Source organism: Wenyingzhuangia heitensis (genome assembly GCF_011762155.1).
GTDB lineage: Bacteria > Bacteroidota > Bacteroidia > Flavobacteriales > Flavobacteriaceae > Wenyingzhuangia > Wenyingzhuangia heitensis.
This window is the reverse complement of record NZ_JAASQL010000003.1, coordinates 267,962-291,832: the sequence shown is the minus strand read 5'-3', so window position 1 is coordinate 291,832 and position 23,871 is coordinate 267,962. Positions and strand designations below refer to the sequence as shown.

Annotated in this window: 17 protein-coding genes and 3 tRNA genes; 13 read left to right on the top strand and 7 right to left on the bottom strand. The window is 32.1% G+C overall.

The genetic code is table 11. From position 1 onward, the window contains the following. The first annotated feature begins 93 nt into the window (after positions 1-93). On the top strand, positions 94-789 hold the full coding sequence (locus FHR24_RS12060) for a CoA transferase subunit A (protein ID WP_167189039.1): 696 nt from the start codon (positions 94-96) through the stop codon (positions 787-789). 2 nt (positions 790-791) lie between these two features. Continuing rightward, positions 792-1,445, top strand: a complete 654-nt coding sequence (locus FHR24_RS12055) for a 3-oxoacid CoA-transferase subunit B (protein ID WP_167189036.1) — start codon at positions 792-794, stop codon at positions 1,443-1,445. A gap of 7 nt (positions 1,446-1,452) precedes the next feature. Here FHR24_RS12055 and FHR24_RS12050 read toward each other — a convergent pair whose 3' ends face one another. The 3 genes from FHR24_RS12050 to FHR24_RS12040 are packed head-to-tail and all read right to left on the bottom strand — an operon-like array spanning position 1,453 to position 3,767. Further along, positions 1,453-1,779, bottom strand: a complete 327-nt coding sequence (locus FHR24_RS12050; RefSeq protein WP_167189033.1) for a DMT family transporter — start codon at positions 1,777-1,779, stop codon at positions 1,453-1,455. A gap of 19 nt (positions 1,780-1,798) precedes the next feature. After that, positions 1,799-2,569, bottom strand: coding sequence for a C40 family peptidase (locus FHR24_RS12045; protein ID WP_167189030.1), 771 nt, complete (start codon positions 2,567-2,569; stop codon positions 1,799-1,801). Positions 2,570-2,585: 16 nt separating this feature from the next. Then, complete coding sequence (locus FHR24_RS12040; RefSeq protein ID WP_167189027.1) at positions 2,586-3,767, bottom strand: acetyl-CoA C-acyltransferase; 1,182 nt, start codon at positions 3,765-3,767, stop codon at positions 2,586-2,588. 74 nt (positions 3,768-3,841) lie between these two features. Here FHR24_RS12040 and FHR24_RS12035 point away from each other — a divergent pair, with 74 nt between their 5' ends. The 6 genes from FHR24_RS12035 (at position 3,842) to FHR24_RS12010 (ending at position 8,329) form a co-directional block, all read left to right on the top strand. After that, complete coding sequence (locus FHR24_RS12035) at positions 3,842-5,902, top strand: HD family phosphohydrolase (RefSeq protein WP_167189024.1); 2,061 nt, start codon at positions 3,842-3,844, stop codon at positions 5,900-5,902. A gap of 81 nt (positions 5,903-5,983) precedes the next feature. Next, a tRNA-Ser gene (locus FHR24_RS12030) sits at positions 5,984-6,067 on the top strand. Positions 6,068-6,086: 19 nt separating this feature from the next. Further along, positions 6,087-6,161, top strand: a tRNA-Pro gene (locus tag FHR24_RS12025). Positions 6,162-6,192: 31 nt separating this feature from the next. Next, positions 6,193-6,266: transfer RNA gene (locus FHR24_RS12020), tRNA-Arg, on the top strand. A gap of 137 nt (positions 6,267-6,403) precedes the next feature. Next, positions 6,404-7,525: a Zn-dependent alcohol dehydrogenase gene (locus FHR24_RS12015; RefSeq protein WP_167189021.1), complete on the top strand. Its 1,122-nt coding sequence runs from the start codon at positions 6,404-6,406 to the stop codon at positions 7,523-7,525. Positions 7,526-7,528: 3 nt separating this feature from the next. Next, positions 7,529-8,329: an alpha/beta hydrolase gene (locus FHR24_RS12010; RefSeq protein WP_167189018.1), complete on the top strand. Its 801-nt coding sequence runs from the start codon at positions 7,529-7,531 to the stop codon at positions 8,327-8,329. Positions 8,330-8,331: 2 nt separating this feature from the next. Here FHR24_RS12010 and FHR24_RS12005 read toward each other — a convergent pair whose 3' ends face one another. After that, positions 8,332-9,231 (bottom strand): AraC family transcriptional regulator, encoded by a 900-nt coding sequence (locus FHR24_RS12005; RefSeq protein ID WP_167189015.1) that lies wholly within the window; start codon positions 9,229-9,231, stop codon positions 8,332-8,334. Positions 9,232-9,431: 200 nt separating this feature from the next. Here FHR24_RS12005 and FHR24_RS12000 point away from each other — a divergent pair, with 200 nt between their 5' ends. Further along, positions 9,432-10,712 carry a glycoside hydrolase family 117 protein gene (locus tag FHR24_RS12000; RefSeq protein WP_167189012.1) on the top strand — a complete coding sequence of 427 codons (1,281 nt, stop codon included), beginning with the start codon at positions 9,432-9,434 and terminating at the stop codon, positions 10,710-10,712. A gap of 74 nt (positions 10,713-10,786) precedes the next feature. Here the strand turns inward: FHR24_RS12000 and FHR24_RS11995 are convergent, their stop codons facing one another. Next, positions 10,787-15,010 carry a hybrid sensor histidine kinase/response regulator transcription factor gene (locus FHR24_RS11995; protein ID WP_167189009.1) on the bottom strand — a complete coding sequence of 1,408 codons (4,224 nt, stop codon included), beginning with the start codon at positions 15,008-15,010 and terminating at the stop codon, positions 10,787-10,789. Positions 15,011-15,390: 380 nt separating this feature from the next. Between FHR24_RS11995 and FHR24_RS11990 the strand changes: the two genes are divergently transcribed. Then, positions 15,391-16,785 carry a glycoside hydrolase family 28 protein gene (locus tag FHR24_RS11990; RefSeq protein WP_167189007.1) on the top strand — a complete coding sequence of 465 codons (1,395 nt, stop codon included), beginning with the start codon at positions 15,391-15,393 and terminating at the stop codon, positions 16,783-16,785. A gap of 95 nt (positions 16,786-16,880) precedes the next feature. Here the strand turns inward: FHR24_RS11990 and FHR24_RS11985 are convergent, their stop codons facing one another. Both FHR24_RS11985 and FHR24_RS11980 read right to left on the bottom strand, forming a co-directional pair. Further along, a complete protein-coding gene (locus FHR24_RS11985; RefSeq protein ID WP_167189004.1) occupies positions 16,881-18,854 on the bottom strand; it encodes a sulfocyanin-like copper-binding protein in 1,974 nt (657 codons plus the stop codon). A 17-nt stretch (positions 18,855-18,871) separates the two neighbouring features. Beyond that, positions 18,872-20,785 carry a family 16 glycoside hydrolase gene (locus FHR24_RS11980; protein ID WP_167189001.1) on the bottom strand — a complete coding sequence of 638 codons (1,914 nt, stop codon included), beginning with the start codon at positions 20,783-20,785 and terminating at the stop codon, positions 18,872-18,874. 309 nt (positions 20,786-21,094) lie between these two features. Here FHR24_RS11980 and FHR24_RS11975 point away from each other — a divergent pair, with 309 nt between their 5' ends. The 3 genes from FHR24_RS11975 (at position 21,095) to FHR24_RS11965 (ending at position 23,756) form a co-directional block, all read left to right on the top strand. Further along, positions 21,095-21,439 carry a c-type cytochrome gene (locus tag FHR24_RS11975; protein ID WP_167188998.1) on the top strand — a complete coding sequence of 115 codons (345 nt, stop codon included), beginning with the start codon at positions 21,095-21,097 and terminating at the stop codon, positions 21,437-21,439. Between the two features lie 5 nt (positions 21,440-21,444). Continuing rightward, entirely contained in the window at positions 21,445-22,203 is a 759-nt protein-coding gene (locus FHR24_RS11970) for a 3-keto-disaccharide hydrolase (protein ID WP_167188995.1), read from the top strand. Between the two features lie 149 nt (positions 22,204-22,352). Beyond that, entirely contained in the window at positions 22,353-23,756 is a 1,404-nt protein-coding gene (locus FHR24_RS11965; protein WP_167188992.1) for a sulfatase family protein, read from the top strand. The last annotated feature ends 115 nt before the right edge of the window (positions 23,757-23,871 follow it).

Sequence of the window (23,871 nt, the reverse complement as noted above, 5' to 3'; positions counted from 1 at the left end):
GTTGTTTATACATAACAGCCCTTTTTTTGTGGGAAAGACTAAAATAGAATCCTTAATATTTCTTATATTTAAGTACATCCAATTTTAAAAGATATGATTTCTAAAAAAGTAAATTCTGTAAAAGAAGCTTTAACCGGTATTGCTAATGGCATGACCTTATTGGTAGGAGGTTTTGGTTTGTGTGGTATTCCAGAAAATGCAATTGCAGAATTGGTACAACTACATATAAAAGAATTGACTTGTGTGTCTAACAATGCAGGAGTTGATGATTTTGGATTGGGTTTGTTATTACAAAAACATCAAATTAAAAAAATGGTATCGTCTTATGTAGGAGAAAATCATGAATTTGAGAGGCAGATGTTAAGTGGTGAAATTGAAGTAGAATTGATTCCGCAAGGAACTTTGGCAGAACGTTGCCGATCTTCAAAAATGGGGATTCCTGCATTTTTTACTCCTGCAGGAGTGGGAACAGAAGTGGCCGAAGAAAAAGAGGTAAGAGAGTTTAATGGAAAACAATATTTGTTAGAATATGCTGTAAAAGCTGATTTTGCCTTAATAAAAGCTTGGAAAGGAGACGAAGCAGGAAATCTTATATTTAAAGGAACGGCACGTAATTTTAATCAGGTAATGTGTGGAGCGGCAAAAATAAATGTAGTTGAGGTAGAAGAATTAGTTCCTGTTGGAGAATTAAATCCTAATGAAATTCACGTACCTGGAGTTTTTGTACAACGTATTTTTCAAGGAGAAAAATATGAGAAAAGAATTGAGAAATTAACTTTATCTGAATAAGTATGTTGACCAAAGAACAAATAGCGCAAAGAATATCTAAAGAGCTGCAAGATAGTTTTTATGTAAACTTGGGAATTGGAATTCCGACTTTGGTGGCAAATTACGTTCCTAGCGGAATTAATGTGGAGTTCCAAAGTGAAAATGGGGTTTTGGGAATGGGAGCTTTCCCGACTAGAGAACAAGTAGATGCAGATTTAATCAATGCAGGAAAACAAACCATAACAACTTTACCTGGTGCTTCTTTTTTTGATTCTGAATTAAGTTTTGGAATGATTAGAGGACAACATATAGATTTAACCGTTTTGGGAGCCATGGAAGTTTCTCAGTACGGAGATATTGCCAATTGGAAAATTCCGGGTAAAATGGTAAAAGGAATGGGAGGTGCTATGGATTTAGTTGCTAGTGCCGAAAATATTATTGTAGCCATGATGCATACCAACAGAGTAGGAGCATCTAAATTATTAAAGCAATGTAGTTTGCCGTTAACAGGTGTGGGTTGTGTAAAAACAATTGTAACCAATTTAGGTTTACTAACTGTAGAAAACAATCAGTTTGTGTTGCAAGAGACTGCTCCTAATATTGGTATAGAATATGTTAAAAGTGTAACAGAAGGAGATTTGGTAGTGTCTTCAACTTGTAAAGAGATGGAGTTTTAGTAAACTTTTAATGAGTTACAAACTTTAAACCGATAATAGAACCAATAAGTGTAACTATAAAAAAGACTCTCCAAAAAGTTACAGGCTCGTTAAAAACAAATATTCCTACGCATACAGTTCCAACAGCACCAATACCAGTCCATACTGCATAAGCAGTTCCTATGGGTAAGTTTTGTGTAGCTTTAATTAGTAAAATCATACTAATACTTAGGCAAATTAAAAATCCTAAATACCAAAGGTAAATATCGTTCCCAGAAGCAGTTTTGGCTTTGTTTAGGCAGGTTGCAAAAGCGACTTCAAACAAACCAGCAATAATAATTAAGAGCCAATTCATATTTAAGTTTTAGAGGTTTTTAGATGATTTTTTTAATCACTCTAAGTTTATGTGTATGTCTTTTGGTGTCTACATTGTAAATACCTAAATGGTCTAGTCTATCAATTCTTACTTTTCCGTGAGCGTGAATAATATAGTTGTCGGCCATCATAATTCCTACGTGAATAATGTTACCTTCTTCATTGTCAAAAAAAGCCAAATCTCCAGGTTCACTTTCTTCTATAAAACTTAAAACCTCACCTTGAGTAGCTTGGTCTTTGGCATCTCTTTTTAAAGCGTATCCGTTTAGTTTGTATACTAGTTGGCTTAGTCCAGAACAATCAATTCCTAAAGGAGATTTCCCTCCCCATAAATAAGGAGTGTTTAAAAATTGCAAAGTAGTAGTTACTATATTTTCTTTGGCTTGTTTGCCTGTAAAAATAGTTCCTTCAATAGAAAATTTATTGTCGCCAATGCTAAAGGTATTCTGTTTGTACAAGGGTAAATTAGAACCAATAAGTACATGGGTAAGTAATTGTTTTTGATCTTCAGCAAAATTGATCAAATCATTCGATAAAAATAAAGGTAATTGATCTAGTGTTTTGTAGTCTTCTTCAGGAATTAATAAAAACTGTTTGTTATCTATCCATCCTTCATAACTATCAAAAGACAAACGAATTTTACTCCATTTATTTCTAATTTCTAAGACTTTAAAATGTTCGCCTAGTAATACTTGAGAGACCATCTCTGAAACATCTGAGGGTTCTAATCTTAAAGGAACAATACTAAGGTTACAAATACCGTACTCCATTTATAAATATACTAGACTATAAAATGTTTTTAATAATCATGGCAGTAGCTCCACCACCACCGTTACAAATAGCTGCAAGTCCATAGGTGGCTTGCTGTTGTTTTAAAACGTTTATCAAAGAAACAACAATTCTTGCACCTGAGCAACCAAGAGGATGACCAAGTGATACTGCTCCTCCATTTTTATTTATTTTATGCATAGGGATTTTTAAAATAGAGGCATTGGCAATACCTACTACAGAAAAAGCTTCGTTTAGTTCAAAACAATCTATAGTGTCTAATTTTAAATTCGCTTTTTGTAAAACTTTAGGAATTACTATAGCAGGAGCGGTAGTAAATAACTCAGGCTCTGTGGCTGTATCTTCGTAAGCTATAATTTCTGCCAAAGGTTGAAGGTTTAGTAGTTTTGCCTTTTCCTCAGTCATTATTAGTAGCGCTGCAGCTCCATCATTTAGAGTAGATGCGTTGGCTGCAGTTACGGTTCCGTCTATAGAAAAAGCAGGTCTTAGTAAGGGAAATTTTTCAGGTTTAAAGTTTAAAAACTCTTCGTCTTTATCTATTACAATTTTGTTTTTTCTTTTATCGAAATATGTAACGGGAATAATTTCGTTTTTAAATTTCCCCTCATTGTGTGCTTGTATAGATTTTTGATAAGATTGAATGGCAAATGTGTCTTGTTCTTCTCTAGAGATTTTGTGAGTCTTGGCACATAAATCACCACAAACTCCCATGTGTTGTTCATCGTAAACATTTATCAAACCATCTTTTAATAGGCCATCTTCTAAAGTTTTGTTGCCTAATTTTTGTCCAGTTCTTTCATAGCTATAATGAGGAACTAAAGACATGTTTTCCATTCCTCCCGCCAAAACAATTTTTCTGTCTCCGGCTTTAATGGCTTGCACTCCCATAGAAATGGCTTTCATACCCGATGCACAAACCTTGTTAACCGTGGTACAAGGAACGGTATTCTTTAATCCTGCATAAATTGCAGCTTGTTTAGCAGGAGCTTGTCCTAGGCCAGCTTGTAAAACGTTTCCTAGGTACACTTCTTCTATTAAGTTTGATGGAATTTTTAGTTCATCAATAATTCCTTTTATAACAATAGCACCTAACTTAGGAGCTGTTATGGTAGATAAACTTCCAGTAAAACTACCAATTGGAGTTCTTTTAGCAGCAACAATTACAATTTTTTCAGACATAATAGAAACAGATTAATAGTATATTAATTTACAAAAATTAATTGTTTATTTTTGAGTAATATCAAAATCACTTAATGAAAAATATCATTAATCGTATCTATCAAAATCAATCCATTATTTACAAGATCTTTTTGTTTGTAATAGTGGTTTTTTCTATTGTTTATTTTTTTCCAAAAGGAGGGAAGTTTAAGTATGAATTTCAAAAAGGAAAACCCTGGCAATATGAAAATTTATTAGCTCCTTTTGATTTTGCAATTCAGAAAACTGATGAAGAGATTTCAAAGGAAAAAGAGGAGCTGACTAACGAATCTACTGTATATTACGAGTACAAAGAAAATATAGAATTAGATGTAAAAAAGAAGTTTAAAAGTTTTTACGATGAATCTATTCAGGACAAAGGACTTGTTAATAATTTTAATACTCAAATTTACAAAGCAACTGCTATAGATTTAATTAGTTTTATTTATAACAAAGGTTTTGTAGATACAAGTATAAAAAAAGGGGGGGCTTCTGATAAAATGGTTTTTATTAGAAAACAACAAGAGGTTAGTAAAATGGTTTTTGGTCAAATGATTACTCCAGATGAAATATTGCCTTTAATTAACACTACACTAAAAGATCAGGTAGACTATACATACAAAAGTATTATTACAAATATATTGTCAGAAGTTTTAGTACCCAACGTATTTTTTGATGAGGTGTATACCAATAAAGACTTAAAAGAATTACTTTCATCAATATCTTATACCAAAGGAAAAGTATCTACCAAAGAGTTAATTATAGCTAGGGGAGATATTGTGGAAGGAAAAAAGTTAGAAGTTTTAAATTCCTTAAAAGAAGAATACAAGTCTCAAATATGGACAAAAAAGAATTATAGATGGATTCTTACAGGTTACATTATTCTAGTTTCTTTAGCTATGGGAATGTTAATGTTGTTTTTGTATTTAGATAGAAAAGAAATTTATGAAAACAATACACAAGTAACCTTTATCTTTTTAAACGTATTGTTAATGGTGTTTTTAGAAACACTAATGATAAAACAACAAACAGAATATTTATATGTAGTACCTGTGTGTATTTTGCCTATAGTTATGAAAGCTTTTTTTGATGCTCGTGTAGCTATGTTTTCTTATTTATTGATGGTAATAATGCTTGGTTTTGTAGTTCCCAATAGTTTTGAGTATATCTATTTACAAACTATTGCAGGTTTTGTAACTATTTTAACGGTGTCTGATATTCATAAAAGAGGAAACTTGTTTATTTCGGTTATTAAAATAACCTTGGTTTATATGCTTACTTATTTGGCTTTTTATATAATTCATGAGGGTGGAATAAGTCAAATAAAGAGCAGTTATTTTGTATTGTTTGCTTTAAATGGAGTATTGTCATTTTTGTCTGTGTTCTTAATCTGGTTGTACGAAAAATTATTTGGCTTGGTGTCCGATATCACTTTGTTAGAATTGTCTAATACCAATAGTTTATTGTTAAGAGAGTTAAACGAAAAAGCTCCAGGGACTTTTCAGCACTCCATGCAAGTCGCTAATTTAGCCGAAGCTGCAGCGAATGAAATTAAAGCCAATGTAATGTTGGTAAGAACAGGAGCACTATATCATGATATAGGAAAAATATTAAACCCTTTTTATTTTACAGAAAATCAATCAACAAGTGTAAACCCACATAACGAATTATCTCCTAAAGACAGTGCTAAAATTATTATAGGACACACCATAGAAGGGATAGAATTGGCTAAAAAATATAGATTGCCAGACAGAATTATTGATTTTATTAGAACACACCACGGAACTAGTTTGGTATATTATTTTTATAAAAAAGAGATGGAGCAAAATCCAGAAACAGTAAACCAAGACGATTTTAGATATCCAGGACCTATACCATTTTCTAAAGAAACATGTATTTTAATGATGTGTGATGCAGCCGAAGCAGCCTCTAAAAGTCTGTCTGAACCTACTGCTACAGCTATAGATAGCCTAATAGAACGTATTGTTGAAAAACAAAAATCAGAAGGACAGTTTTTAAATGCAAATATTACTTTAAAGGAGATAGAAAGTGTTAAAAAAGTGATTAAGAAAAAGCTTAAAAACATCTATCATGTAAGAATTGAGTATCCAGAGTAAAAAAAAATAAAAAAAGGTTGCAAGCATTTAACTAATCTTATATATTTGCACTCGCTAAACGAAGTATGTTTCATACTTTAAGGAGAGGTGCCAGAGTGGTAATGGAGCAGTTTGCTAAACTGTCGACGGGTAACTGTCGCCAGGGTTCGAGTCCCTGTCTCTCCGCTTTAAAATGATGACTACTCGGGGTGTAGCGTAGCCCGGTCATCGCGCCTCGTTTGGGACGAGGAGGTCGCAGGTTCGAATCCTGCCACCCCGACAAAATGTTTTCGTAGAAACATAAAAACTACGGGCCCTTAGCTCAGCTGGATAGAGCACCTCCCTTCTAAGGAGGCGGTCGAAGGTTCGAATCCTTCAGGGCTCACTTAAAACCTTACTATTAATTTAGTAAGGTTTTTTTGTGTTTTATAGCTTCCTTTTTATAGTTAAGTATAATTATTTGTTAATAAAGTGTAATTTAAGGTGGTTTATAAATGATAATTTCACCAAAAAATAAAGAACATGTTAGCAAAAGCAGCCATAGCAAAAGGAGATGGAAAGTTTTCTATAGAAGAAATTGAAGTAAAAAATCCGATAGGAGATGAGGTTTTGGTTAAAATTTTGGCAGCAGGATTGTGTCATACAGACCATGATTCTTTAACATGGGGGCGAACTATTATTTTAGGACATGAAGGTGCAGGAGTGGTTGAGGCTGTTGGAGAAAACGTGAAATCTGTACAGCCAGGAGATAAAGTTATTTTAAACTGGGCTATTCCTTGTGGTACTTGTTTCCAATGTCAAGAACAAAATCAACATATTTGTGAAAATAATTCACCTGTAGTTGCAGGTGATAATTTGCCTGATGGTGAAGTATCCAAAGGTCACGCACGATTAGAAAGCACCTTGTATCAAGGAAAAGGAATAGAAAGATCTTTTAATATAGGAACTTTAGCAACACACACTGTTGTGAAAGAGCAGGCTGTGGTAAAATACAATACAGAAATTCCTTTTAGTTCGGCATCCATTATTGGTTGTGGAGTGATGACGGGTTATGGGTCTGCGGTAAACACTGCTCAAATTAAACCAGGTTCTAGCGTAGCTGTAATTGGTAATGGGGGTGTTGGTTTAAATGTAATACAAGGAGCTAGAATTTCTGGTGCCGTTAAAATTATAGCAATAGACACCAATCCTACTCGTTTAGAAATGGCTAAACAATTTGGTGCTACTCATACCATTCAAGCTGATAGAAATGATAAAAATTTACAAAACGCAACGGCACAAGTAAAAGAAATTACAGGGAATGGAGGTGCAGATTATGCTTTTGAGTGTACGGCAATCCCTGCTTTAGGAGCTGCTCCTTTAGCGATGATTAGAAATGCGGGAACAGCTGTACAGGTTAGTGGTATTGAAGAAGAGGTTACTATAGATATGCAATTATTTGAGTGGGATAAAATTTATATCAATCCTTTATATGGTAAGTGTAGACCGCAAATAGATTTTCCTATTTTATTAAATCTATATCAAAAAGGTGATTTGTTGTTAGATGAAATGGTAACAACTACCTATAAATTTGAAGATTTAGAACAGGCTTTCAAGGATATGTTGGCAGGTAAAAATGCAAAAGGTGTAATTTTATTCGATTAAATAATGTCAAAATTTAGAACTACAGAGCTATCTGATGCTCAATTTGAATCTAATAATTTAAGATATATTACTGTAAAAAGTAACAATTTAAAAGGGAGGGGAGACTTAAGTGTTTTTGTTCCTTCGGATAAAGAATATTCAGATTTACCTATTGTTGTTTTATTGCATGGTGTATATGGTAGTCATTGGATTTGGTCTCAAAAAACAGGAATTCATTTAAAAATGAAATCGTGGATTGAAGCTAGAGAAATTGAACCTATGATTGTGGTAATGCCTTCTGATGGCTTGTGGGGTGATGGTAGTGGATATGTGCCTCATTATACAGGAGTTAATTTTGAAAAATGGATTGTAGAAGATGTGATTAATGCTGTGGTAGAGTTAATTCCTCAAGCATCAGAAAAATCTAAGTTGTTTATTTCTGGATTATCTATGGGAGGGTTTGGAGCCTTAAGAATAGGTTTAAAACATCACGATAAATTTACGGGAGTCTCTGGGTTGTCTTCTATTACGGTTTTAGAAGAGATGAAATTATTTGTAGAAGAGGATTTAGAAGCATATCAACAAAGTATTTCAGAAAATATTTCGGTCTTAAAAACAGCTTTAAAACACAAAGATAATTTGCCTCCGTTTAGGTTTGATTGTGGTGTTGATGACGAATTAATTGAAGGAAATAGAACATTACATCAAGAATTAAAAAAAGAGGGAATTCCCCATATTTATAAAGAAAACCCTGGAAAGCACGAATGGATTTATTGGGAAACACATATTAAAGAAACCATATTGTTTTTTAACAATCTTCTTTAAGGTTAGGTTGTAATTTCTCTACTACTTTTTCTGAATTTAAAAGGAGATTCTCCTACTATTTTTTTGAATTGTTTGTTGAAATAAGGAACAGAATTGTAGCCACATTCGTATCCAATTTCTTTAATAGCCATGTCCGTATTGGTTAATAATCTTTTGGAAAAATCTATTCTGATGTGATTTAAATAATCAGAAAAAATCATTTTAGTTTCATTTTTAAAATACCTGCAGAAAGAAGGTAATGTCATATTAGCCATTTCTGCACAGGTTTTAATATCTATGTTTTGATTGTAGTTTTCCATTAAATATTCATGGATTTTTAACATTCTATGAGATTTAAACTGAAAATTTTCAGTTAAATAGTTTTCCGATGCTAAAATGGAATAATCACTTATACTAACTAGATTTAAAATTTTTAAAAGCTTAATTAATTGATTAAATGCATTTTCTTTAGGCATTTCTTCTAATAAAGAAATAATCTGATTTTTGTATTGTCCGTCTATTTTTAAACCTCTAGAGGATAGTCTTAATATTTTTCTAATTCCTTTTAATTCGGGAATATTAACAAAGCTAGACCCAAAAATATTTTTTTTAAACTGTACATAAATTGACTCACAAAATTTATTTGGATGTTCTTCTAAGTAGTTGTTGTCAGTAATCCAAGCATGAGGTAAAAAACTTCCTAGTAACACCAAATCACCTACTTCAAACTTTTCACCATGATCTCCTACTAAGCGAGTTCCAGCCCCTTCTTTAATTAATAAAAGCTCAAACTCTGGATGATAATGCCAGTTTCCATTAAAATATTGCTGTTTGTATACTCCTGTGTGAAATGAAGCATGTTCTTTTTTCTCAATTTTTTCTAGAGAAACAACAATTTTTTTTGAAGTTTGGTCGGTTTTCAAATGATAATAATGTTTTAATTTATGCTAATATAGTTAAATACATGTGTTTTTAAAAATAGATATTTAAAAGTTTAAAATCTCATCAAACTAGACAATATATAAACATGGTTATTTTGTGTCTACGGTTTTTAAATTAAAAGGTATCTTTAAAATCCTTTACTAAATAGAGGGAGTTTTAAAAACAAATAAGAATTAAAATAATGATGAAAAAAAACTATGTAATAGGAGTAACAATGTACTTTGTACTCTTGTTGGTTTCTTGTGGTACAGCAGAAAAAGAAAAAAATAACGAGTCAGCAAAAGCATTTCCGTTTATGTTGCCAGATGAAAAACCAGACAGGGAGTTAAGTGCGGCTATGGAACGTTTGTATGATGATTATGCAGCTCCAAAACCAGAGGAGAACGAATTGTTTTCTCAGTTTAAATACACAGAATTAAAAGGGTTTAATTATAGCGATGGTGACGGTACAATAAGTAGAAGAGATCCTTCTAAAATTGTTTTTCACAACAATAAATATTACGTTTGGTATACATACAGACATACATCAACTCCTCCTCAGGGAGCTAAAAAAAGTAATGATACCATTCCGTCATCTGACTGGGATTTGGCAGAAATTTGGTATGCAACCAGTACAGATGGTTTTAACTGGGAAGAGCAAGGAGTGGCTATTAAAAGACCCAAAAAACCGATTGTAGGTTGGAGAGCAGTTACCACTACAGATATTTTAGAGTGGAAAGGGAAATACTATTTGTATTATCAAGGATTTATGGAAGCAAGCGGAAAAAGAGGAGATGATTGTCCTGTAGCAGTATCTTATGCAGATTCTCCTGATGGTCCTTGGACTCCTTATAATAAAATTGTAATTCCTAACGGAGAAGAAGGAGAGTGGGATCAGTATTCTATTCACGATCCATATCCGTTGGTGTACAAAGGAAAAATTTATTTGTATTACAAGTCTGATACAGGAGTAAAACCACATTGGGTTAGAATGCAAGGACTGGCTACGGCAGATAATCCTTTAGGTCCTTTTACAAAAAGCCCTTTAAACCCTGTAATTTCATCAGGTCACGAAACTTCTTTATTTCCGTTTAAACAAGGAATTGCTGCATTGGTTTATAAAGACGGAAATGAACACAATACCATTCAGTACGCAAAAGATGGAGTTAATTTTGAAATAGCATCAATTACAGAACTAATGCCATATGCTGCTGCTCCTTTTGTTGCAGATGCGTTTACTGATACTAAGGATGGTAGAGGAATTACTTGGGGAATTTCACATTTTATCAACTTAGGAGGTAGAGGAAAAATACATTCTAAATTGGTACGTTTTGATTGTGACTTAAGTCAAGACATAGATGATCCTGAAATGAAACAACACAGAGTTAACCACGATACAGATGTGTATTACAGACAAGGGTTGAGTATGAAACAAAAAGCAAGAATAGCTAAAGAAAACAAAGAATTAACCAAATCTAAATAACGGTTTGGTTGTTAAAAAAGTAAAAAGCATCTCTAAAACTAGAGATGCTTTTTTATTTGAAATTTATTTTTTACTTATTCTTCGTTAACTCCAAGATTATTTTTGTTAATGTAGTCACTAGGGGTCATGTTAAATTGTTTTTTAAAACATTTGGCAAAATAAGAAGGGCTATTAAATCCAGTCATGTACATGATTTCTTTTACAGATAAATCACTTTTTTCTAACAATTGCACAGCTCTTTTTAATCGAATACTTCTAATAAATTCACTAGAAGATAAACCAGTGATTTCTTTCAGTTTTAGGTATAGATTACTTCTACTAACGCTCATTTCTTTCACCAACATTTCAACACTAAACTCAGTATTCATCATGTTTTTCTCTACAACTTCCATGGCTTTTTCTAAGAAAATTTCATCGGCAGAGGTTACTGTAACATCCTCAGGTTTTAAAATAATTTCTTGGTTAAAACGTTTTCTTAGGCTGTCTCTTTTGCCAATAATATTTTTAATTTTTAGTTGTAGTAACTCTAAATTAAAAGGTTTGGTAATGTAATCATCGGCACCACTTTCTAAACCTACAAATTGATTGTCTTGTGACGTTTTAGCGGTTAATAAAATAAAGGGAACATGGCTTATTTCTGAGGTTTCTTTACATTTTTTACAAAATTCAGCTCCGTCCATTTCTGGCATTACATAGTCACTAATAATAATATTAGGGACTTGCTTTTTGGCTAGTTCATATCCTTTTAAACCGTTTTCGGCTTCTAGTATATTGTATTTATCTTTTAAAGATTGTTTTATAAATGATCTAATATCTTTGTTATCATCTACTACTAAAACAATTGGCAGTTCAGAGCGTTTTCCAATCATTTGTTCGTCTTTTTCTTGATCTTGAACAGAAACCTGATGTGAAGATGATACGTATGCAGTTGTTGTGTTTACATTGTCTGTTTCGGTACCAAGCTCAATATTAGGTTTGTCTAAATAGGCTTGTTTGTCGAGTGGTAAATTTACCGCAAATGTAGAACCACCCCATTCGTTATCTACTACAAAAATAGTTCCCTGGTGTAAGTCTACTAGGCTTTTAGTATAACTTAATCCTATACCTGTTCCTGTAGGATTGGCTAGTTCTTTGGCAGAATTGCTGTAAAATCTATTAAAAATACGTTGTTTTTTAGAGTCTGTAATACCAAATCCAGAATCGCGAACCTCTATTACTAATTTATTGTATACCGATTTTTTTGTTAGTTTTTCTGAATGATAGGTTTTTTTGATATATACATATACGTCTACAGTTCCGTTTTCAGGACAAAATTTAAAGGCATTAGAAAGTAAGTTGTTCATTACCTTTTCTAAAGCATCTGGACTAAAGTAAGCGTATATTTTTTCTTCTTCTGTTCGTATGGTGTATTTAATTTTTTTCTTTTCGCTAATAAACCTAAAGGGTTCTGCTATCTCTTTAATAAAACGAGCAATATTTTTATGGTATATGGTTAAGCCCATTTGACCTTTATCCATTTTCTGAAAGTCTAAAAGCTGTGTAACCAATCGTAATAAGTAATCAGTGTTTTTATCCATTAATTGGTATTGATGCTTGACTACATTTTCATCTAACAACCCAATTTTAGTTTGAAGATATTCTAAAGGACCTTTTATTAGTGTTAAAGGAGTTCTAAATTCATGAGAAATATTGGTAAAGAACTCCATTTTCATTTGTTGTAGTTCTTCGTATTTTTCTTTTTCTATGGTTTCTAATTCTAGTTCGTGCTTTTGCTCTGTTCTAATAAGTGTAAATCGCCAAAAGGCAATTAACAATCCTATTACAATTAATACATATATAATATAAGCCCAAATAGTTTTCCAAAAAGGAGGAGTAATTTCTATCACAATTTTTTTAGGACTGTCATTCCAAATACCATCTCCATTAGAAGACTTTACGCTAAAGGTATATATTCCTGGAGATAGGTTTGTGTACGTTGCAAAACGCATTGTAGAATTGGTGTAGTTCCATTTTTCTTCAAAACCAGATAATTTGTAAGCGTATTGGTTTTTTTGAGGAGAGGAGTATTGTATTCCTGTAAACTCAAAAGAAATGCTGTTTTGATTGTGTTTAAATTCAATTCTGCTAGTATTGTTGATCGAATTTTTTAAAAGGATATTTCCGTTGTAATCTTTACCTACTTGTATTTTTTTGTTAAATAAAGAAATTTTAGTAATTAAAGTTTGTGGTGCGTGTGGATTGTCTTTTATGTTTTCCGGATAAAAAGAATTAAATCCATTTATACCACCAAAAAACATTTCACCATCTTCTTTTTTATAACAAGCTAATTCTTGAAACTCATTACTTTGCAATCCATCATAGGTATTGTAGTTTTTAAAAGTACTTTGTTCAGGGTTAAATTTGGTCAATCCCATATTAGATGATAACCATAAATTTCCGCTATCATCTTCTAAAATTCCTTTAATTACATTGTTTGGCAAACCATCATCATCTGTATAAGATTTAAATTTTGCATGTTCCTTTGTTGGGTCAGATATTAATTTGTTCAAACCTCCTCCAAAAGTACCTATCCATAATTCACCTTTTTTAGTTTCGTGTATAGATAGAATATAATCGTAGCTTAAGCTGTTTTTGTTTTTAGGATTGTGGGTGTAAGATCTAAATTTTGGGTTTTCTTTTTCTATTTCGGAATATGGTAATTTACTCAATCCTTTACCGGTTGCGAACCACATGTTTTTATGTGAATCTTGAAAAATATTTCGAATAATGTTATTAGAAATTTGGTTTTTATTTCCTGTGTTATAAAAGTTTTTATGAATTTTAAATTGACCATTTTCATACTTTAATAAAAAGACTCCTAAGTTATAAGTTCCAACCCAAATATTATTCAAATGGTCTACTGTTATTGCAAAAACCGCATTTGTAACTGCTTTAATTTTAATAGGTTTGGTGTTGTAGTTAGAGTTGGGGTTGGTAATGTCTATAAAAGAAAGGTTAGGAGGGTTTGCACCACCAATTAATAAAAGTTTTTTGTTAATTGTTTTAAATTCTTTTAAAACAATTGGTCTTGTGCTTGCTTTGGGAATTTGAAGAAAAGGGTTAGTGCTATTGTAGTTGTTTTTTTGATAATTTAACCCACCTCCTTCGGTTCCAATCCATAGTGTTTTATTAGAGTCTTCTAGAATGGCTCTAACTTTATCGTTGCTAATACTATTAGGGTTTGAAGTTTGGGTAACATGGTTAAACTTTTTTCTTTGTGGGTCTAGCTTATTAATACCTCCTCCGTTTGTACCAATCCATAAAATTCCTGTAATATCCTTGTATAAGGAGGTAACAATGTTTTTGCTTATACTATTTGGGTTTTTAGGATTGTTTATGTACGTGTTTATTAGTTCTGGGATCTTGTGTTTGTCATCGTTTCTAAAGCATAATAGACCGTTTTGAGTAGCAACCCATATTTGGTTTTTAGCATCTATAGAAATACTGACACAAGGTCCAGAAAAAAACTTTTTTAGTTTTCGGGTTCCTTTTTTTTCGATAAACATTCCATTAGATGAAGCAACTATAAGTCTGTTGTTAGAGTCTTCTGTAATTTGTTTTATTTGATTTGTTCTCGGTTTCGTTTTGTCTTTATAAAATTCAAATTCAATATAATTATTAAGGTCTGTTAACTTGTACAGGCTATATATAGTTCCCACATACAGTTCTCCTGATTTAGACTCATAGATAGTAGTTACGCTTTTGTTTTTAATTAAATGATTTTCAGGTAGGCTTATATGATTAAAAACAATAGAATCTTTAGAAGTAGGTTTGTTGCAATCTACCATGTCTAATCCTTCTTTGGTACCAATCCATAATCGGTTTTTAGAATCGTGATATACAGAAGTAATATAATTGCTTTTTACGGAATTGTTAGACTTTTTAGAGTGTAAGTAATTTGTGAATTTTTCTGTTTTACTATCAAAATAATTAAGACCTCCACCAGTAGTACCGATCCATAAATTATTGTCATTATCTCCCGTAAGTCTAAAAACTAGATTGCTGCTAATTGAATTTGGTTTGTTGCTAGGTTTGTAGTGTGTAAATTTATATCCATCATATTTGTTTAAACCATTGTGGGTACCAAACCATAAATACCCATTTTTAGTTTGATGAATTGTGTTAATATCACTTTGAGACAACCCATCTTTAACAGATAAATGTGAAAAGATGACATTTTGTTGAGCGTAACAAAACGTAGAAATAAGAAATACAAATAATGAAAGTATATGGAATTGTCTTAAGTAATTTTTAAACATAAACAGAGGTCATAATTTTAATAGTATTTGAAGATGTTTTATTTTAAAAACCCATCAAACAAATGTCTTTACATATCAAATATAAGGCATTTATAGTTCTTTGTTAAAAGGAATCTAAAGCTAAAGTTATTCTAAAACTTAAAGCAATTGGTTTTAATTAAAAAAACACATAAACTTCTTTAAAATAATTGATATTCTTTAATTTAATTGAGATACATATGATTTTATATCTAGTATAGATGATTCCTAAGTAAATCTCTAATTCTACTTTGTAAGTTAACTAAAAAAACAATGCATTTGTTCATTAAAAAGAATTGATTTGTTTCCCTTTATTGGTGCCTAAATTTATATTTTGCTCATCAATTTTAATTTAGATAGCAATGAAAGTTTTTTTATTAAGTTTTATGGTGTTTTTACAAACTCAGGTTTTTGCAAAAACCTACAATGTAATAGATTTTGGAGCCAAGGCAGATGGTGTGACCAAAGACACCAAAGCCGTACAAAATGCTATTGATGCTTGTACCAAAGAAGGAGGAGGAATTGTTTTAATTCCTGCCGGAAAAACGGTAATGATTGGGACTATTTATTTAAAAGATTTTGTAACACTTAGGGTAGAAAATGGAGGGGTGTTGTTAGGAAGTCCAAATTTTAAAGATTATGCTACTGATACCCATAAAAATACTTATAAAAATGAAACTCATATGGATAGATGTTTGATTTTTGCCAGTGATGCAAAATCATTCGCCATTGAAGGATATGGAATTATAGATGGGAATGGAAGTCCTAAAAACTTTAATAAAAAAAACGGAAACGGTCGTCCTATGATGTTGCGTTTTTTAAACTGTAAAGATATTCATATGCGAAATATTACGTTGCAAAATCCTGCTGCATGGACATCTGCTTGGTTGTATTGTGATGAAATTGTAGTTGAAGGAATCAAAATTAAAAGTAGAATTAATCACAATGGAGATGGATTAGATTTTGATGGATGTACCAATGTTAGAGTGGCCAATTGTTCTTTTGACACAAGTGACGATTCTATTTGTTTGCAAACTTCTAGACCAGACAAGCCATGTAAATTTATAACAATTACCAATTGTGTATTTACAAGTAAATGGGCAGCCATGAGAATTGGATTGGCTTCTCGTGGAGACTTTGAATCTGTAACCGTAAGCAATTGTACTTTTCATGATATTCTAGATTCAGGTTTAAAAATTCAAATGAATGAAGGAGGAGTTATGAAGAATATGACCTTTTCTAATATTGTAATGAAAAATGTACCAAGACCTATTTTTATGACATTTTGCCAACAAAGAGCAGGAGTAGATGCTCCTTTAGAAATGTTGCCAATGAAAGCGATGCATAATTTTGTGTTTGATGGTATTATTGCTGATAATAGTGAGTTAGATGTAAACTCTGCCATTTTTATTACAGGAATGCCAAATCATGATATTACAGATGTTCAGTTGCACAACATACAAATGACAGTTGCTGGTGGTGGAACCAAACAAGATGCAAAAAGAGAAATAAAAGAATATACGTTAGAAACATTGGGGAATTGGTGGCCAGAGTTTAAAAAAGTAGGAGTGCCAATTCCTGCATCGGGAATTTATGCTCGCCATTTAAACGGGTTTTATATAAGTAATTTTCATGTAAAAACAGTCAATAATGATGAGAGACCTCTAATAGTTTTAGAGGATGTTAAAAACAATAAAATAGACAATGTTTATTTAAATAGAAAAGAAATTAAAAGAAAACAAATAGTTAAAAAATAAGAGTTGATAATTTTCTTAAATAGCAAATAAAAAGACAGCAACCTATTTCTAGGTTGCTGTCTTTTTATTTGTGATTCTCTTAATATTAAGAAATATTATTTTACAATTAACTGTGTTTGCATTGTATAAGCATGACCAGGGAATGTACAAACAATCCAGTACTGCCCAGGTTTGGTTGGAGCTGTAAAGTAGATAGTCTCTGTGCTTTCTGGTCCAACAATTCCTGAATGGAATAACACCAAATCAGTATCTGGCACATAGCTTAATTCGGGTCCTTCTAAACCTAGTTGTAGTGCCATATTTCCTACAGTAACAGGAGTGTCTGCTCCAGGTTTCATAATTACCATGTTATGTAACATGTCATCATTGTTGGTTAAGGTTAACTGAATTTTAGATCCACTCTTTATAGTAATTTTTTTCAAGTTGTATTGTAGTCCAGGAATTGTACCTAATTCTATTTTTTCATCTGCACCTTTTTTGCCCCATGAAGCTGGCATTTTTGTAGCACGTTTAGGTTGGTCGATTACTTTTTTAGGAGTATCAGCCATTGCCATGTGTGCAGATTTTAATTTACCACCAGGTACTTCGTTTAAAGTGTAAAATCCTTTATTGTGTAATAACAATTCTCCAGATTTAGATTCCAAATTTGGCATTTCAATTTGGTGAATATATCCTAAACGCATACCATGAATAGTCAATTTAACTTTTAATCCATCTTTAGAAACTTCTGCATGGTGAACCATTGCAGATTTAAGCTCTTCAATTGGACTTCCGTAAGTTTGGTGGTATTTGTAAGTAAAAGAAGCTACTTTGTAGTTCATAATATCTTTGGCCATTTTTTTGTCTACGGGTTTTGTGAATTCTAATTCAAAACCATCATTTAAAGCTTTCATTGTTTTTACTTCAAAAGGTGTTTTACCTGTCCAAACTAAACGTTGTAAACCAAATTGTTTTCTACCAATAGATCCCCATCCACGACTTGTCATACCCACAAACATACTATTGTCGTTACTCCAGATCATTCTTAAAACTCCAGAAGAAAAACCTTCTACAAATCCAAAAGCAGCTCCTTGATATACTCCGTTTACTTTTTCTAAAGAAACACGAACAATTCTACTATTTCCTTGATCTCCTACAAACATTTGTCCTTTAAAAGGTCCAAAATCACCTTCGGTAGTATCAAAAATAATGTCCGAAGTAGAAGTTCCTAAAATAGTATGTGGTAACCATAAGGCAGGAGCTTTTAATTCTTTTAACTCTTTACCGTATTCATACATAGAAAGGTAGTCAGATTTAATGTCTGAAGGTTTTAGTTTTAAAGGAGAGTTTGGTTCATCTGTCCATCTTAAACTTTCTGGATGTCCAGCAAAATCACCTTTTTCTAAATGTGTTATTCTACCAGAACCAACCCAGTCTCCTTGGTTTTCTGAATAAAAAATATCTCCGTTAGGCATAATACCTAATCCTGCTGGAGATCTAAATCCTGTAGAAAATGGAATCATTTCTCCTTTGTTGTTAAATTTTAAAAGCCAACCTCTCCATTTAGAAAAACTCTGTCCACCGTTTGCCCACGTAACGTTTAAGTGAACAAACATGTTTCCATCTTTGTCTACTCTAGGTCCATAAGAATATTCGTGATAGTTACCAGACAACGGCCAAGAGAAAAAAGTTTTGTAATAATCTACTTTTCCATCTTTGTTGTCGTCAATCAACTCTGTTAATTCACCACGTTGAGAGGCAAAAAATGAATTGTTTCTGTATGCCAAACCTAAAACTTCGTGCATACCACTTGCAAATAAGCTATAAGTAGGTTGTTCAGAATTGGGTTTGTCAATTACCCAAACTTCACCTCTACGAGTAGAGACTCCTAGTTTATTATCGTCTGTTAAAGCTAATCCCCCTACCTCTAGTGTAATATCTTTGGGAATGGGAACATCTACTATTTTGTAATATTCAGCTTCTTGAGCTGCAAGTGCTTTGTTTAGTACTTTGTTTTTTTTCTGTGCAACTACCGCTTGATTGATGAAAAGTACGCTTGTAAGTGCTAGTATTTTATGAATTGTTTTCATTTTGTGACTTTTTAAAATTACCAGATTATAGTATAGTTGATTGCTTGTTTTCCTGCAGGAATTTTAACAAGCAATTCATTGGTTCCTTTTATAGAACGAATAATAGGAGTAATGTTTCCATTTCCAGAAAAATCTATATAATAATTATTATCTATAATATAGACTCCATCAGATCCAATTTCTATTTGAGAAGCATCTGTTAATTTATGCCAAATTTCTGATTTAGAATCTGTAGTAATTTGTCTTTTTAATTTTCTTTCATCAGAGGAAGGAACAAACTTGTTGCTAATGTTAGCCCCATTTAGTTCACTTAAAAAAGTAGGATTGTTATTTGTATCTACTTTGTATCCTTTCTGAATTAATTTAGTGTCGTGTTGGTATCCTTTAGCTAATTGTTTTTTGGTGTTGTAGTCTTCTTTTGGCCAAGCATCTTTTTCGTTTTTTAAAAGTGCAAAATCTTCATCTCCATGAAAAGAAATAGTAGGTCCATCAGGGTATCCTAATTGTTCTTTTCCTCTAGAGTGCCACATATGTGTAGCGTTTAAAAATCCTAAATTCCAAACATGTAATAAAGAACCTGTTTCTAAATCATATGCATAATTAATTTTTTGAGGAAAGCCAACAGAAATAGCATGAGATCTTTTAACTCCTTTGTGCATCATAAAACTACGTTGTGTAACAGCATTGTTTTCTTGTGGATCTATAATTAAAAAACGCATATAGGTTTTTGCTTCTTCTCTTTCAGATATTTTTCTTTTCTGAATGGAATGACGTTGCATTCCTTCTCCTTCAACAAAAAGTTCAAAACCAGAATTCCCCCATCTACCTACTTGATTGTATATAACGGTAAAAGGAACTTCTCCTTTTTTAAGTTTACGTAATGCATAGTTAGGTATTTCGGCATTGTTTTGGTTTATGTTCATAACCGTATCATCTCCTATGGCTAATAAAGCACCACCAAAAACTCTCATTTCAAAAACATAATTAGCTGTTTCAGGAATGGTAAAAGTTCCTGTATAAGCAATTAAGTTTTTTGCATTTTTCTGTACATCTTTAAGAGGAGAAATAGCATTTACTTTTTTATCCTTTATTTTTTTTAAGTTGTTAATTGCTTTAATTCCACTAATTTTTTTATTGCTTTCGTAAATAGTAGCCTTAATGTTGTTAATAGCTATTTTACTGTCTTTATTATATAGTTTGTATTTTATGTTTTTAAAAGCGACAGGTCCGTGGTCTCCTTGTAGAACAATTGGTCCCATAGCTTTTTCATCTTTTTGAAAACTAGCTCCACGTGTAGGTCCTGTTACTTCCGCATTTTCAACAATTAAAACTCCGTTTAGGCTAACTTCTTCAAACCAAGCATTTTTAATTTTCTCTCCCTTATCGTTAAAAGTTGGAGCGTGAAAAATAATTTTTAAGTGTTGCCATAAACCAGGAGCTTTGGCTGCATTTACAGAAGCAGCAGTACCTTCATATCCTTGTTTACCTTTTTCTTTGTTTTTGTCCCAACGTTGATATACGCTACCTATATCGCTATATTTTGGAGTTTTAACACCCCAACTATCATATAGTTGAATTTCATATCTACCTTGGAAATAAATTCCAGAATTAGAACCTACAGGCATCATTACATCAAGTTCTAGTTCAATGTCACCGTGTTCAAATGTGGTAACAAGGTGTTTGTTCTTTTTTTGATCATTGGTGTTTACCAATATCCCTTTACCTTTTTTAGCAAAAATGGTTTTCTTTTTAGTTCTGTCAATAGAAACGCTAGAGGCTACCTGCCAATTCTTACCTGTTTTTTTAAAATCAGATAAATCATCTAAACTTATTGTACTATAAGGTATAGATATTTGTTTTTTTTGAGCAACTAGATTTCCGAAGAAAAGAAAGCAGCTAAGTACTAAATAGGATAGTATTTTGTTTTTCATTTTAGAGTTTTGTTAAAGTGTAATTCGGAATTATTTCCTATATGTTTTGTTATTTTGTGTTTAAATAAACAGATGTATTACGGAATAAGTATGTTTGTGATAAAAGTATTAAACTTATTGTTTTAATGTGTTCAATATTATTCATTGGCTAATATCAAACGATTTTTTAAAAAATAAATAAGATTTTTATGAAAATTTTAAATGACTACTACAGTAGTTATTATCTTTATAGATTAAAACTAAAGAGTATCATATAAAACCTCTATTGGTTGTAGAAAATAATTTTAACACTAAAAAGCACATTGTTATATGAAACATATCATTACCTCGGTTTTTGCATTATTGGTAATTATGAATGCAAAAGCACAAAAAAAGACAGAAGAAAAAACACAAGTTGTTTTATCTGATGAAGAAATTAAACCCTTATTACTTAAAAATGCTTGTATTGGTTGTCATAAAAAAGATAAAAAATTAGTAGGACCTGCTTTTAAAGAGATTGCAAAGCGTAATTATTCTAATGAAAGAATTTTAGAATTAATTTACAAACCAGAACCTAAGAATTGGCCAGAATATAAAACACCAATGGCTCCGTTGTCTTTTGTAACCAAAGAAGATGGTTTAAAGTTAGCCGCTTGGATCAATTCTTTAAAATAAACTAGATGAAAAAAATAAAATTTTTAGCAATATTATTTTTAGGAATGCTAAGCATAAATGCACAAAACAAAGAGTTGGCAGACCCTAAAGATACAGAAGTTTACCAGCCAGTTCCTCCTACAGTACAACCCTACAGTCAACAAGGTGTCCCTAGTGATGCTATTGTTTTGTTTGATGGAAGTAGCTTAACAGAGTGGGAATCCTCAAATGATAAAACAGCAACTACCTGGAAATTAAACAAGGCTGATAAAAGCATGACCATTCACAATGGAGGTACCAAAGAAAATGCAACCATTCAGACCAAAAAAGAATTTGGATCTGTACAACTACATATAGAATGGAAATCTCCTAGTAAAATTGTAAAAAGCGGTCAGGGTAGAGGTAATAGCGGTGTGTTTTTACAAGGTCGTTATGAGGTTCAGGTACTAGACAATAATAATAACGATACCTATGTAAACGGTCAAGTGGGTTCTGTATACAAACAATCTATTCCTTTGGCTAAGGCATCTGTGGCTACAGGAGAATGGAATACGTATGATATTATATATCATGCACCAGAGTTTGATGGAGATAAGTTGGTGAAACCAGGAACATTAACCTTACTACACAACGGAATTTTAGTTCAAGATCATTTTGTTATCAAAGGCCCTACACAATATAGAGGAGTGCCAAAATACAATTCACACGGCAAAGCTTCAATTAAGTTACAAGACCACGGTAGTCCCGTTAGTTATAGAAATATTTGGGTAAGAGAATTAAAATAAACAGAACACATAAGTATAAAAAAAGCATCGTTGTATAAATTACAGCGATGCTTTTTTAATCATATATACTTCTAATAGAGACGTATGTTACAATTAAAGTATAAGTATACCTTTAAATTGCAATCATTAATAATCATAAAAAATAGATAATGACCTTAAAAAAAATAAGTTTGTTTTTGTTTTTAGCTGTTGCTACCGTTGCAACGGCTCAAAAAAAGCCCAATGTATTAATTATTCTATCAGACGATCAGGGTTGGGGAGATGTTGGTTTTAACGGAGCTAAAGACATTCCTACTCCCAATTTAAATGCTTTGGCAAAAGATGGAATTATTTTTAGCCAAGGATATTCGTCTCATCCTTATTGTAGCCCAAGTAGAGCGGGGTTGCTAACAGGTAGATATCAACAAAAGTTTGGACACGAAAATAACCCAGAGAACGAAAAACAAGAAGAAGATACTGTAATAGGTTTGCCTTTAGATGAGTTGATGATTTCTGAATTGTTACAGCAAAATGACTACCAGACATGTGCCATTGGGAAATGGCATTTAGGAAATGCAAAAAAGTTTTTACCCAACCAAAGAGGTTTTGATGACTGGTATGGATTTAGTGGAGGTGGATTTAACTATTGGGGAAGAACAACTCCAGAAAATAGAGCATTGGGAGTAATGAGAGATGGAAAATTGGTTCCAGAAAATGAATTGACCTATTTGACGGATGATTTTTCTAACGAAGCTGTGAATTACATTGATAAGTATACAAAAAATGAAAAACCATTTTTTATGTATTTGGCTTACAATGCACCACACGCACCTATACAAGCTACCAAAGAGTATACAGATAAAGTAACGCATATAGAAGATGGAGAAAGAGCAGCTTATGCCGCTATGGTTGTAGGTATGGATGCTGGAATTGGAAAAGTAATTCAGAAATTAAAAGACACAGGAGAGTATGAAAATACTTTAATTATTTTTTATAGTGACAACGGAGGTCATGGCCATGGAGCAAGTAGTTATCCGTACAGAGGTCATAAAGGAATGTTGTTTGAAGGAGGAATACGTGAACCTTTTACCATTACTTGGCCTGCAAAAATTAAAGGAAACAGAGTATATAAAGAGCCTATTATAGCGTTAGATATTTTTCCTACCATTATGGCAGCAGCAAATATAGAGGCTCCTCCATCTAAAAAAATAGATGGAGTTGATTTAACATCTATTCTAACTAAAAAGAACAAAACCTTAAAAGAGAGACCTATGTTTTGGCAATATTCTGGTGGAGAAGGCTATGCAGTAAGAGATGAAAATTACAAGCTAATCTATTCGTATTACAAAAAAGATACCTACTTATTTGATATCGAAAAAGATGAATTAGAACAAAACAACATTGCATCTGAGCATCCTAAAGTGGTGGCAGAGTTAACTGCTAAATATAAAAAATGGGCAAAAGACAATGCACAACCTCTTTGGGAAGATGCTCATTTATTTAACTGTAATAGAGAAGAAAAAAAGCGAAATATTATCATAAACAAAGCCATAGCAGGAGATAAAAACAAATAATCATTTTTTTAAAACCATTCAAGACCCCTAGTAAATACTAGGGGTCTTTTCTTTATAAAATCATATGTGTTCTATGTCAAATCATACGTGTTTTTAATAAGAGAGTTGTTATTTA

Bases quoted from the DNA above. Each gene is read 5' to 3' on its own strand.
- FHR24_RS11965 (WP_167188992.1), top strand. From the start codon at position 22,353: ATGACCTTAAAAAAAATAAGTTTGTTTTTGTTTTTAGCTGTTGCTACC.
- FHR24_RS12015 (WP_167189021.1), top strand. From the start codon at position 6,404: ATGTTAGCAAAAGCAGCCATAGCAAAAGGAGATGGAAAGTTTTCTATA.
- FHR24_RS12050 (WP_167189033.1), bottom strand. From the start codon at position 1,779: ATGAATTGGCTCTTAATTATTATTGCTGGTTTGTTTGAAGTCGCTTTT.
- FHR24_RS11995 (WP_167189009.1), bottom strand. From the start codon at position 15,010: ATGTTTAAAAATTACTTAAGACAATTCCATATACTTTCATTATTTGTA.
- FHR24_RS11985 (WP_167189004.1), bottom strand. From the start codon at position 18,854: ATGAAAACAATTCATAAAATACTAGCACTTACAAGCGTACTTTTCATC.
- FHR24_RS11970 (WP_167188995.1), top strand. From the start codon at position 21,445: ATGAAAAAAATAAAATTTTTAGCAATATTATTTTTAGGAATGCTAAGC.
- FHR24_RS11980 (WP_167189001.1), bottom strand. From the start codon at position 20,785: ATGAAAAACAAAATACTATCCTATTTAGTACTTAGCTGCTTTCTTTTC.
- FHR24_RS12000 (WP_167189012.1), top strand. From the start codon at position 9,432: ATGATGAAAAAAAACTATGTAATAGGAGTAACAATGTACTTTGTACTC.
- FHR24_RS11990 (WP_167189007.1), top strand. From the start codon at position 15,391: ATGAAAGTTTTTTTATTAAGTTTTATGGTGTTTTTACAAACTCAGGTT.
- FHR24_RS12035 (WP_167189024.1), top strand. From the start codon at position 3,842: ATGAAAAATATCATTAATCGTATCTATCAAAATCAATCCATTATTTAC.
- FHR24_RS11975 (WP_167188998.1), top strand. From the start codon at position 21,095: ATGAAACATATCATTACCTCGGTTTTTGCATTATTGGTAATTATGAAT.
- FHR24_RS12045 (WP_167189030.1), bottom strand. From the start codon at position 2,569: ATGGAGTACGGTATTTGTAACCTTAGTATTGTTCCTTTAAGATTAGAA.
- FHR24_RS12055 (WP_167189036.1), top strand. From the start codon at position 792: ATGTTGACCAAAGAACAAATAGCGCAAAGAATATCTAAAGAGCTGCAA.
- FHR24_RS12060 (WP_167189039.1), top strand. From the start codon at position 94: ATGATTTCTAAAAAAGTAAATTCTGTAAAAGAAGCTTTAACCGGTATT.
- FHR24_RS12040 (WP_167189027.1), bottom strand. From the start codon at position 3,767: ATGTCTGAAAAAATTGTAATTGTTGCTGCTAAAAGAACTCCAATTGGT.
- FHR24_RS12010 (WP_167189018.1), top strand. From the start codon at position 7,529: ATGTCAAAATTTAGAACTACAGAGCTATCTGATGCTCAATTTGAATCT.